This window comes from Steroidobacter sp. (assembly GCF_036406195.1).
In the GTDB taxonomy this organism is placed as follows: domain Bacteria; phylum Pseudomonadota; class Gammaproteobacteria; order Steroidobacterales; family Steroidobacteraceae; genus Steroidobacter.
Window position 1 is genome coordinate 1 of record NZ_DASWVW010000036.1, and the last position, 10,431, is coordinate 10,431.

Sequence of the window (10,431 nt, forward strand, 5' to 3'; positions counted from 1 at the left end):
CGAGCCCATCTTGTCGATCTCATCAAGGAGGAAGAGCGGGTTCGTCCGCTTGGCCTTCTTCATCGACTGGATGATCTTGCCGGGCATGGAGCCGATGTACGTACGCCGGTGGCCGCGGATCTCCGCCTCGTCGCGCACGCCGCCGAGCGACATGCGCACGAACTCGCGGCCCGTGGCATTGGCGATCGACTTGCCGAGCGAGGTCTTGCCGACGCCCGGCGGGCCGACCAGGCAGAGGATCGGGCCCTTCATCTTGTCGACGCGCTGCTGGACCGCGAGGTACTCGAGGATGCGCTCCTTCACCTTCTCAAGGCCGTAGTGCTCCTTGTCGAGCACCTCCTGGGCCTCGTTGAGGTCCTTCTTGACCTTGCCCTTCACGCCCCACGGAATCGACAGCAGCCAGTCGAGGTAGTTGCGCACCACCGTCGCCTCGGCCGACATCGGGCTCATCTGCTTGAGCTTCTTGAGCTCGGCCAGAGCCTTGTCGCGGGCTTCCTTGGAGAGCTTGGTGTTCTCGATCTTCTCCTCGAACTCGGCGATGTCGTCGCGCTCGTCGGAATCGCCCAGCTCCTTCTGAATGGCCTTCATCTGCTCATTCAGGTAGTACTCGCGCTGGCTCTTCTCCATCTGCTGCTTGACGCGGCCGCGGATGCGCTTCTCGATCTGCAGCACATCCATCTCGCCTTCGATCAGCGCCAGGATGTGTTCGAGACGCTTGCGCACGTCCTGGATCTCCAGGACCTTCTGCTTCGCATCCAGCTTGAGCGACATGTGCGCGGCGACGTTGTCCGCGAGGCGGCCCGGCTGCTCGATGCCAGCCAACGCGGTCAGCACTTCCGGCGGCACCTTGCGATTGAGCTTCACGTACTGCTCGAACTGCGAGGTGACCGAACGCGCCAGCACATCCATCTCGCGCTCGTCGTAGTTCTCGATGTCCTTGAACGGGCTGATGTCGGCGGAGAAATACTGGCCGGTGACCAGCTTCTCGATCTTGGCGCGCTCGGCGCCTTCCACCAGCACTTTGACCGTGCCGTCCGGCAGTTTCAGCAACTGCAGAATGGTTGCCACGGTGCCCAGACGGTACAGGTCCTGCGCACTTGGATCGTCAACGTCGGCCTGCTTCTGCGCGACCAGCAGGATCTGCTTGCCGGAGCGCATCGCCTGATCGAGCGCAAGAATGGATTTCTCGCGCCCGACGAACAGCGGAATCACCATGTGCGGATAGACGACAACGTCACGCAACGGCAGGACGGGCAGTGCCGCCGGCGTCGCCTTGTCGGATTCGGGAGCGTCAGGAATGTCGGTGCTCACGCGCGGTACCTTGTGGTGAAGCGCCGGCACGAACTCACCGGCGCCGAGAAAAAACGGTAATCAGGTTGCGTTCGAAAATACCGGAAGCTACTCAGCCCTGCTAGTTCTGTGCCACGTAAATGCGCTCGGGTTTTCCGATGTATGGAAAATCTGTGAGCCCGTGCGTGTCGCGACAAATGCGAATTACAGGGTTGGGCTGATTGATCGCGCCCGGGGAAGAATTCGGCCCGCCGCCTACGCAATGAAGCGGCGGGCCGTTGGCTGTTAGTGATCGCTGCCGGTCGGCCGGCGTTCTTCAACGGCCGCGAGTCGACCATCGTCGGCGTTGCCGTACAGGATATACGGCTTGCTCTCTCCAAGGATGACCTGCTCGTCAACCACAACTTTCTGCACGTTGCGCAACGACGGCAATTCATACATGGTTTCGAGCAATACATTCTCCAAAATAGTCCGCAGGCCGCGCGCGCCGGTCTTGCGCTGCATGGCCTTCTTGGCCACCGCCTTCAGCGCATCGGTGCGGAACTCCAGCTCTACCCCTTCCATGTCGAACAGCTTGCGGTACTGCTTGCTGAGCGCGTTCTTGGGCTCGAGCAGGATCGACACCAGCGCCGCTTCATCCAGCTCGTCCAGCGTCGCCACGACCGGCAGACGGCCGACGAACTCGGGAATCAGGCCGAACTTGATCAGATCCTCGGGCTCGACTTCATGGAATACGTCGGAGCCGTGCGGCCGCTCGCTGGTCTGCCGCACATCGGCGGTGAAGCCGATGCCGGTCTTCTGCGTGCGGTTCATGATGATCTTTTCCAGACCCGCGAACGCGCCACCGCAGATGAACAGGATGTTGCTGGTGTCCACCTGCAGGAATTCCTGCTGCGGGTGTTTGCGGCCACCCTGCGGCGGCACGGAAGCAATGGTGCCTTCGATCAGCTTCAGCAGCGCCTGCTGCACGCCCTCGCCCGACACGTCGCGCGTGATGGACGGGTTGTCGGACTTGCGCGAGATCTTGTCGATTTCGTCGATATAGACGATACCGGTCTGCGCCTTCTCGACGTCGTAATCGCACTTCTGCAGCAGCTTCTGGATGATGTTCTCGACATCCTCGCCGACGTAGCCCGCTTCGGTCAGCGTGGTGGCATCGGCGATGGTGAACGGAACGTTGAGCAGGCGCGCCAGCGTCTCGGCGAGCAGCGTCTTGCCGCAGCCGGTGGGGCCGATCAGCAGGATGTTGCTCTTGGCGAGCTCGACTTCGTCCTTGGCGCGGGCTTCGGAAGTCTTGGTCTGCAGACGCTTGTAGTGATTGTAGACGGCAACCGAGAGCACCTTCTTGGCGCGCGGCTGGCCGATCACATACTCGTCCAGGACCTTCTTGATTTCATGGGGGCGCGGCAGTTTGTCGCGCGTGCGCTCGGCGCGCTCTTCGAGCTCTTCACGAATGATGTCGTTGCAGAGCTCCACGCACTCGTCGCAGACGAACACCGACGGGCCGGCGATGAGCTTGCGTACTTCGTGTTGGCTCTTGCCGCAGAACGAGCAGTACAGAAGCTTGCCGTCGTCGTGTTTGCCGCGTGAATCGTCGGACATGCATTACCCTCGAAAGCCAAGGCGAATCAATCACTTCTATCCACCCTCCGCGTCCCTGGAGGCGCCCCGGCGTGTTACGAAATCGCGTCACGGTCGCGACACTATTGCGTTCGGGCTATATAGCACGCGCTGCCGTCAGGCTGCAAAGACGCCCTTTCCGGCCTTTTTACAGGTTTATCCCCCGCTGTCACCGGGAGGCAAACCCTGACGGACTGGCGCCACCGGCCCCGCCTGGAGCTGCCCCGGCGACGCCTTCACGACCGTTCATGAGGCTGTCGGAGGCGGCCTTCAATGGGGCCGGCCGAATTAACGGTTCACTGCGGCGGCGAGGGCCGGCTGGCCCCGCTTTTCCATTACGAGGTCGATCAAACCGTATTCCACCGCCGCCTCACCGCCCATGAAGTTGTCACGGTCGGTGTCCCTGCTGATCCGCTCGACCGTCTGGCCAGTGTGCTTGGACAGAATACGGTTGAGGCGCTCGCGAGTTTCCAGCACCTCGCGGGCATGAATGTCGATGTCCGAGGCCTGGCCCTGGAAGCCGGCCAGGGGCTGGTGGATCATCATCCGGGAGTGCGGGAGCGCATAACGCTTGCCTTTGGCCCCGCCCGCCAGCAGCACCGCACCCATGCTGGCCGCCTGGCCCACGCACATGGTGCTCACGTCGGGCTTGATGAACTGCATGGTGTCGTAGATCGACAGCCCCGCGCTCACCGAGCCGCCCGGCGAATTGATATACAGCGAAATGTCCTTATCGGGATTTTCCGATTCCAGGAACAGCAGCTGCGCCACCACCAGGTTGGCCATATGGTCCTCGATCGGGCCCACGATGAAAATCACGCGCTCCTTCAGCAGCCGCGAATAGATGTCATAAGCGCGTTCGCCGCGAGCGGTCTGCTCGACGACCATCGGGACTAGATTCATGGTGGCCATCTGTATGCTGACTTGCCTGTAAATGACTACTGCGTGAAAGCGGTGTGTGGGGGCTAGTTTAGAAGAGGCAAGTGCCGCTGCGATAGCAACCACGATCCGCGCATCGCACCCTCACCACCGCCCCCGTCATCAGGCGCCGAAATTCATGATTTCCTTGAAGGTCGACGGCTGGTCCGTCACCTGGGCGCGCTGCGTCAGCCAGTCGATGACCTGATCCTCCAGCACCGCGGCTTCCATCTGCCGGCGGAACTGTGGGTTCGAGCGGTACTGCTGCAGGGCCTGGCCCTGGTCCGGATACTGCGCGGCCAGGTCTTCGAACCGCGCCTGCACCTGCGCCTGATCGACCTGGATATTGGCGGTGCGAATGATCTCGCCGATCAGCAGCGACAGCGCAACCCGGCGGCGAGCCGTGTCCTGGAAGCCTTCCGGAGGCGGAATCTGCGAGGCATCGCGCGCGCCCATGCGGCGGGCGGCGTCGATCTGCAGCTCGCGTACCTGGGCATCGACCATGGCCTTGGGCAGGTCGATCGGATTCGCCTCCAGCAGCCCGTCGAGGATCTGCTTCTTGACGCGCGCCTTGATGGCCTCGCCCAGCTCGCGCTCCATGTTTTCCTTCACTTCGGCGCGCAGGCGCTCGATGCCGCCCTCTTCCACGCCGTACAGCCTGGCGAATTCGTCATCCAGCTCGGGCAGCTTGCGCTCCTCGACCTGCTTCACGTGGACGGCGAATTTGGCCTGTTTGCCGGCCAGATTTGCCTGGTAGTTCTCGGGGAAGGTGAGCTCGATGTCCTTCTTGTCACCGGCCTTGACGCCGCGCAGGCCGGCTTCGAAATCGGCCAGCATGCGGCCGGCGCCGATGTCGATCGGGTAGTCCTCGGCCTTGCCGCCATCGAACGGCTGGCCGTCGATGGTGCCCTCGAAGTCGATGGTCACACGGTCCTTGTCGCCTGCCTCGCGCTCCACGACCGAGTAGGTCGGACGCTGCTCACGCAGGTTCTCGATCATGGCGTCAACGTCGGCCTCGGACACCTGGGCGCTGGGACGCTCGACCTTCAGGCTCTCGATGCCCTTGAGCTCGATCTGCGGCAGGACCTCGAAAATGGCGCGATATTTCAGGTCGCCGCCCTGCTCGAGGTTGATGGGCTCGATGCGCGGACCGGCGGCCGGTGTCAGCTTTTCCTGCACGACGGCTTCGTTGAAGGTGGTCTGCATGACATCGCCGAGCACCTCCTGCCGGACCTGCTGGCCGAACTGCTGGCGCACCACCTTGACCGGCACCTTGCCCGGGCGAAAGCCCTTCAGGCGCACGGTACGACTCATGCGCTGCAACCGCTCGTCGACCGCCTTTTCGACGCGCTCGGCCGGAACCTGCACTTCCATCCGGCGCTCCAGGGCCCCGGTCGATTCAACTGAAACCTGCATGGTCGAAACCTGCCTCAAATCACGAATGAGTAATGTCGCCACCTCTACCAGCGGGGTCGGCCTTGGTGCGAAAGGAGGGACTCGAACCCTCACGGGGTTACCCACTGGAACCTAAATCCAGCGCGTCTACCAGTTCCGCCACTTTCGCGGCCACACCAGCCGCTGTACCGCGGCCCACTGCTGTCGGCGGGGCCCGCCAGCCGCCCCCCCACATATATATGAGTTTTGGCACTGGATGAGCCGGCCGCCCTCGCGGGGGCCGCGGAGTATACCCGAGCAGCCCCCGCCGTTCGAGGACGCCGCCGTAGGCCGCCAGGATGGGCCCAATCCCGGCCGGGCCCGCTTCCCCACGGCAGACTTCCAGGTGGGGATGGCAGAAATGCTGTGACTTCCGGGGGTCTACGCTGCCCGGGCATGGGCCGCGCGGCCACCTTGTTCGAAGTTCGCGGTCGCGGCGTCAATTGAGCCGCGACCGCATCCTGCAAGCGAATCAGGACGGACGCAGCTTCTCGTTGAAGAAATCGATCGTCCGCTTCCAGGCCAGCGCGGCAGCTTCTTTGTTATAGCGGGGCGTCGTGTCGTTGTTGAATCCGTGCTGCGTGCCCGGATAGATGTACGCTTGGTACTTCACACCCGCCGACTTCAGTGCTGCTTCAGATGCAGGCCACGCCGCATTGATGCGCTCATCCGTCTCAGCGAATTGCAGCAGCAGTGGCGCCTTGATCTTGTCTGCATCTTCCACCGCCGGCGGGTTGCCGTAGAACGGCACGGCCGCTCCCAGATCCGGCACCCGACTGGCAAGAAAGTTGGCGATGCCGCCACCGTAGCAGAAGCCAACCACGCCTACTTTGCCCGTGCCCTCAGGCAGCTTCTTCAAGTAATCTGCGGCCGCGATGAAGTCCTCGCGTGTCTTCGCCTGATCCAATTTCTGGAACTGCTCGCGCGCCTTGTCTTCATCGCCCGGATACCCGCCGAGAGGAAACAAAGCATCCGGCGCGAACGCGATGAAGTTTTCCAGCGCCACCCGACGAGCGACATCTTCGATGTGAGGATTGAGTCCTCGGTTCTCGTGAACCACCAGGACCGTCGGCAACTTGCCTTTCGCCGACGCCGGCTTGACCAGATAGCCACGCAGCTTGCCGTAGCCCGGAGCAGGAATCTCCACGTACTCGCCTTTGATACGAGCATCCGTCGGCGCAACTTGCTGCGCTTCGGCAAACTTCGGATTGAGGGCATCGAGCATCGCCGCGCCGCTCAGGCCGGCTACCGCATACGCTCCTGCCCGGTCGATGAACTCGCGCCGCGAAATGGCTCCGTGCACGTACTTGTCGAACAGCTTGAATACTTCAGGCGGGAAATGCTGGGCTTCGTTGTTGCTCATGATTGGGCCTTCGTTCCGTGGGAAGCGCTTCGTCGATCTATAACACAGATTCAGATTCGACCGCCGTCCGCGCATGCTCTACTCGCCCGAGCCGGGCGGAACGCCAAATCCTATGCAAGCGACTGGTGGCTGTAGCGGCAAAAATGCATCGTCGCAGCGATATCGCGCAGCCGCCTGGCGGCAGCGTGGCCCGGTTCCGATGCCGGATGATTGTTAGATCAGGGCGCGCGCGCCGACAGCTGCGAGGCCGATCAGGGCCAGCCCGCACAGGACAAACTTGCCGAGCAGCGAACCGAAATGGACCGCCGGAGCAGGCTGCGACCGCGGGTGCCGCTCGGCCGCGGCTTCTTCTCGCGCCTCCAGCCGGAATTTATGCACGTAGCCGTCGCAAGGAACGATGGCACGGTATGCGCGCGCTGGCGCGTCTGCGTGCGAAAACGACTGCATGGTGGGGCTCGGCGAGTCAGAACTACCGGCCAACAGTCTAGTGCCGGCCGGGTCACCGACTCAGTCGCGGCGAAGTCTCATTTGGGTCAGCGACCTGCGCCATGCGCAGCCGAATGTAACTTTCGTGCTGTCGTTCGGCGGAGGCCATAGCGCCTAATCGTCGATGACCACGTGCTCGCCGACGGCACCGCGCTGCCAATAGCCGGCGGCCTTCACCCATCGTTTGTCGAAACCGCGCTCCTCCGTCAAATAGCGGCGGATGGCGCGCACGGCTCGTGTTTCTGTCGCGACCCACGCAAAGCAGCGCTCATTGATCAATGGCAATGCCCAGAGCGCTGAAATCAGCGTCTCACCTGGATTGCTGTCCGACTGCGTGCGCGGCACCCAAACGAGATCCAATTTCGCTCGGCTCGATAGCGGCAACTCGAATCCCTGCTCGACTTCGACCACCACCAGCGCATTGGTGTCCGCAGACAACTCTTCGAGCCTGCGACCGATGGCCGGCAGCGCAGTCTCATCACCGATCAACAGATGCGAGTCGATGCCGTCGAGCGAGATGACCGCGGAACCACGTGGCCCGCCCACGCCAAGCACGCTGCCCGGCTTCGCATTGGCGGCCCAGGTCGTCGCCGGGCCATCGTCGTGAATGAAGAAGTCGATCTGCAACTCGCCGTTCTCGGCATCGAAGCGACGCGGCGTGAAATCGCGCATGACGCGCTCGCCCTTCCCTTCCGTGCCAGGCAACGCCAGATTCAGCTGGCCGTCCGCGGTTGGAAAGAACAACTTGACGTGATCGTCGAAGCCCAACGAAGTGAAGCCGCGCAGCTCATCGCCCTTCACGGTGATGCGCTTCATCTTTGGCGCGATCTCCTCCACTCGCTCGACGGTCGTGCGCCGCAAGCGAATCTCGTGGCGCACGCGTGTGACGACTGGAAGGCTATACATCGTGCGGCCCCCGTGAGATTTCCTCCGCTGCCGTCTCGATGATCCTGCGCACACGCTCCGTCTCTTCCTCGCTCCAACCGCCGCGATGAAACATCAGGGCCGCCTCGAGCGTCTGCATCGCATAGAAAACATCCTGCGGCGGCATCTCGTTCGCGCGCGCCGCCATCTGCATGCGCTTTCTAATGCTGGCAAGCATCGCCTCATGCTCGCGCAGATAACGTCGCCCTTCGTCGGTGATCTCGAACAGGCGCTTGCTTCCTTCGGTGGCCGCGGAGCGTACGTGCCCCAGTTCCTCGAGCAGGGTCAGCGTCGGATAGACAGAACCGGGGCTGGGCGCATAAGCGCCGCCGAACTTCTGCTCCAGTTCCTTGATGAGCTCGTAACCATGCCGCTGCTTTTCCTCGATCAGCGACAACAGCAGCAACCGCAGATCCCCCGGGCCGAACATGCGACCACCGCCGCCCCGCCCGAAACCACCGCGACCGCCCATCGGACCGCCCCCGCCGAACATGCCTCGGTGGCCGCCGCGCCCCCACCCGTGTCGCGGCCCTCCGCAGTGGTGATGGTGCAGATGGTCGTGGAGGAAGCCACCAAATACCTGATGGAACATGGGGTTATCTCTACTATGCCTGTTACGTTCGTTACCAACGATATATCGTTCCGATATATCTTTCAACGACACTCGGCGACCGGGCTGGCTCCAGCGGGTGTGGCAATATTCGGCGCGGGCGCCCGCGCCCTCGCTCCCAGATGAGTTTCAGGCAATGAAAACAACCGAATCGCTGGCTCGGAGCAGGTGGCTGTCCAAAGATCGAAGCTTGTGGCAGGTCGAAGCTTGTGGCTGTCCAAGGTTGAGCGGTGGCTGTCCAAAGTTGAGCGTCCAATGCTGAGCGACTCTGTCTTTTATGCGCTCGCCATTCCGGCGGTGATCCTGCTCGGGCTGTCGAAAGGCGGCTTCGCGGGCGTGGGCGCGATCGCCATGCCCCTGCTCGCCCTGCGTATCTCGCCAGTACAAGCCGCGGGCATCCTGTTGCCGGTTCTCATCGTGCAGGATGCGGTCAGCGTGTGGGCTTTCCGCAAGAACCTGGCGCGCGAGATCCTCGCCCTGATGATCCCGTCCGCGCTGGTCGGCATCGTGCTCGCGTATCTGCTCGCGGCCAGAGTGTCAGCGACCGTCGTGCTCGCGACGCTCGGCGGCATCTCCGTCGTGTTCGCCTGCTATCGCTTATGGATTTCGCGCGGCGGCCGCGTGCCCATGCCGAGCAACGCCCCGCGCGCGCTCGGCGTGTTGCTCGGCATCGCCGCGGGCTTCACCTCTCAAGTCGCGCACTCCGGCCAGCCGCCGTTTCAGATGTGGGTTCTGCCGAAGCAGCTACCGCCCGCCGTACTCGTCGGCACAACCGCAATCTTTTTCGCCGCCATCAATCTGCTCAAGGTGCCCGCGTACATGGCCCTCGGGCAATTCACGCGCGAAAACCTGCTCACGGCAGCGGCGCTGCTGCCAGTCGCGATCGCGTCTACCTTGTTGGGCGTCTGGCTGGTCCGCCGCATCGACGCCGAGCGCTTCATCACCATCATTTACGTGCTTATGGCCGTGGTCGGCGTGCAGTTGCTGTTCAAGGCGCTGCATTGAGCTCACGGCCCTGCTCCGCAGCAACGCTGTTTTTCGAGGGTCGAGCGCGATGCCCACACCTATATATGTGTGCCCGGCGCCGCCTCCAGCCCATGAAGCTCCCTGGCAGCGCCGTATTTCCACGTCTGATCAATTATTTAGGCCTGAAAACGCGTGTTCCAGTAGCGGCCGGCAGCCAAGCTGCTAACATGCGCGTCCCGTCGGGGCATGGCGCAGTCTGGTAGCGCATCTGCTTTGGGAGCAGAGGGTCGCAGGTTCGAATCCTGCTGCCCCGACCACATTCATCTTCCCGCAGCGCCCGTTGGCGTTCAGATCCGGCAACGGCCCGGGCTTGGCTTGTGGGATCGGCCTGACGCGAGGCGCCCGTAGCTCAGCTGGATAGAGCATCGGCCTTCTAAGCCGGTGGTCGCAGGTTCGAATCCTGCCGGGCGCGCCATTTCCGCTCGAGACGGCTTCGAACTTCTAGCGTTCGGGGAGAGTTCGTATATACTCTGCGCCCCGCGCGGACGGCTCCCCTTGAAGGGCCGCCGGGCGGAGCCACATCGATGTGGCGGATGGACAATGGTGGACGTAGCTCAGTTGGTAGAGCCCCGGATTGTGATTCCGGTCGTCGTGGGTTCGAGCCCCATCGTCCACCCCACCTCCTACGACGGCGCAGCCTCCCAGGCCTTAGCGCCGCACGATGCGGGAACAGTGGGCTGTTAGCTCAATTGGTAGAGCAGCTGACTCTTAATCAGTTGGTTATAGGTTCGAGTCCTATACGGCCCACCACTTTCCTGCT

At 62.8% G+C, this 10,431-nt stretch carries 9 protein-coding genes and 5 tRNA genes; 5 read left to right on the forward strand and 9 right to left on the reverse strand.

The features are described 5' to 3' along the window. The 9 genes from VGE08_RS17390 to VGE08_RS17430 all read right to left on the reverse strand — a co-directional run. Window positions 1-1,311, reverse strand: a 1,311-nt coding sequence (locus VGE08_RS17390) for an LON peptidase substrate-binding domain-containing protein (protein WP_349258732.1), incomplete at its 3' end; no start/stop codon positions are given. Between the two features lie 264 nt (window positions 1,312-1,575). Then, the gene (clpX, locus tag VGE08_RS17395; protein ID WP_331069186.1) at window positions 1,576-2,892 is read right to left on the reverse strand and encodes an ATP-dependent Clp protease ATP-binding subunit ClpX; all 1,317 of its coding nucleotides are present in this window, start codon (window positions 2,890-2,892) and stop codon (window positions 1,576-1,578) included. Between the two features lie 306 nt (window positions 2,893-3,198). After that, entirely contained in the window at window positions 3,199-3,822 is a 624-nt protein-coding gene (clpP, locus tag VGE08_RS17400; RefSeq protein WP_349258733.1) for an ATP-dependent Clp endopeptidase proteolytic subunit ClpP, read from the reverse strand. A gap of 129 nt (window positions 3,823-3,951) precedes the next feature. Further along, a complete protein-coding gene (gene tig, locus VGE08_RS17405; RefSeq protein ID WP_331069187.1) occupies window positions 3,952-5,244 on the reverse strand; it encodes a trigger factor in 1,293 nt (430 codons plus the stop codon). Between the two features lie 63 nt (window positions 5,245-5,307). Beyond that, a tRNA-Leu gene (locus VGE08_RS17410) sits at window positions 5,308-5,392 on the reverse strand. Window positions 5,393-5,734: 342 nt separating this feature from the next. Then, the gene (locus VGE08_RS17415) at window positions 5,735-6,625 is read right to left on the reverse strand and encodes a dienelactone hydrolase family protein (RefSeq protein WP_331069188.1); all 891 of its coding nucleotides are present in this window, start codon (window positions 6,623-6,625) and stop codon (window positions 5,735-5,737) included. Window positions 6,626-6,838: 213 nt separating this feature from the next. Next, complete coding sequence (locus tag VGE08_RS17420) at window positions 6,839-7,072, reverse strand: hypothetical protein (protein ID WP_331069189.1); 234 nt, start codon at window positions 7,070-7,072, stop codon at window positions 6,839-6,841. Between the two features lie 153 nt (window positions 7,073-7,225). Beyond that, window positions 7,226-8,017 (reverse strand): siderophore-interacting protein, encoded by a 792-nt coding sequence (locus VGE08_RS17425; protein WP_331069190.1) that lies wholly within the window; start codon window positions 8,015-8,017, stop codon window positions 7,226-7,228. Beyond that, window positions 8,010-8,627, reverse strand: coding sequence for a PadR family transcriptional regulator (locus VGE08_RS17430; protein WP_331069191.1), 618 nt, complete (start codon window positions 8,625-8,627; stop codon window positions 8,010-8,012). Before VGE08_RS17430 ends, VGE08_RS17425 begins: the two co-directional genes overlap by 8 nt. 273 nt (window positions 8,628-8,900) lie before the next feature. Here VGE08_RS17430 and VGE08_RS17435 point away from each other — a divergent pair, with 273 nt between their 5' ends. The 5 genes from VGE08_RS17435 (at window position 8,901) to VGE08_RS17455 (ending at window position 10,421) form a co-directional block, all read left to right on the forward strand. Beyond that, window positions 8,901-9,650 carry a sulfite exporter TauE/SafE family protein gene (locus tag VGE08_RS17435; RefSeq protein WP_331069192.1) on the forward strand — a complete coding sequence of 250 codons (750 nt, stop codon included), beginning with the start codon at window positions 8,901-8,903 and terminating at the stop codon, window positions 9,648-9,650. 201 nt (window positions 9,651-9,851) lie between these two features. Beyond that, window positions 9,852-9,928, forward strand: a tRNA-Pro gene (locus VGE08_RS17440). A gap of 81 nt (window positions 9,929-10,009) precedes the next feature. After that, window positions 10,010-10,086: transfer RNA gene (locus tag VGE08_RS17445), tRNA-Arg, on the forward strand. A gap of 128 nt (window positions 10,087-10,214) precedes the next feature. Continuing rightward, window positions 10,215-10,290: transfer RNA gene (locus VGE08_RS17450), tRNA-His, on the forward strand. 55 nt (window positions 10,291-10,345) lie between these two features. Then, window positions 10,346-10,421: transfer RNA gene (locus tag VGE08_RS17455), tRNA-Lys, on the forward strand. The last annotated feature ends 10 nt before the right edge of the window (window positions 10,422-10,431 follow it).

Bases quoted from the DNA above. Each gene is read 5' to 3' on its own strand.
- clpX (WP_331069186.1), bottom strand. From the start codon at position 2,892: ATGTCCGACGATTCACGCGGCAAACACGACGACGGCAAGCTTCTGTAC.
- clpP (WP_349258733.1), bottom strand. From the start codon at position 3,822: ATGGCCACCATGAATCTAGTCCCGATGGTCGTCGAGCAGACCGCTCGC.
- tig (WP_331069187.1), bottom strand. From the start codon at position 5,244: ATGCAGGTTTCAGTTGAATCGACCGGGGCCCTGGAGCGCCGGATGGAA.
- VGE08_RS17415 (WP_331069188.1), bottom strand. From the start codon at position 6,625: ATGAGCAACAACGAAGCCCAGCATTTCCCGCCTGAAGTATTCAAGCTG.
- VGE08_RS17420 (WP_331069189.1), bottom strand. From the start codon at position 7,072: ATGCAGTCGTTTTCGCACGCAGACGCGCCAGCGCGCGCATACCGTGCC.
- VGE08_RS17425 (WP_331069190.1), bottom strand. From the start codon at position 8,017: ATGTATAGCCTTCCAGTCGTCACACGCGTGCGCCACGAGATTCGCTTG.
- VGE08_RS17430 (WP_331069191.1), bottom strand. From the start codon at position 8,627: ATGTTCCATCAGGTATTTGGTGGCTTCCTCCACGACCATCTGCACCAT.
- VGE08_RS17435 (WP_331069192.1), top strand. From the start codon at position 8,901: ATGCTGAGCGACTCTGTCTTTTATGCGCTCGCCATTCCGGCGGTGATC.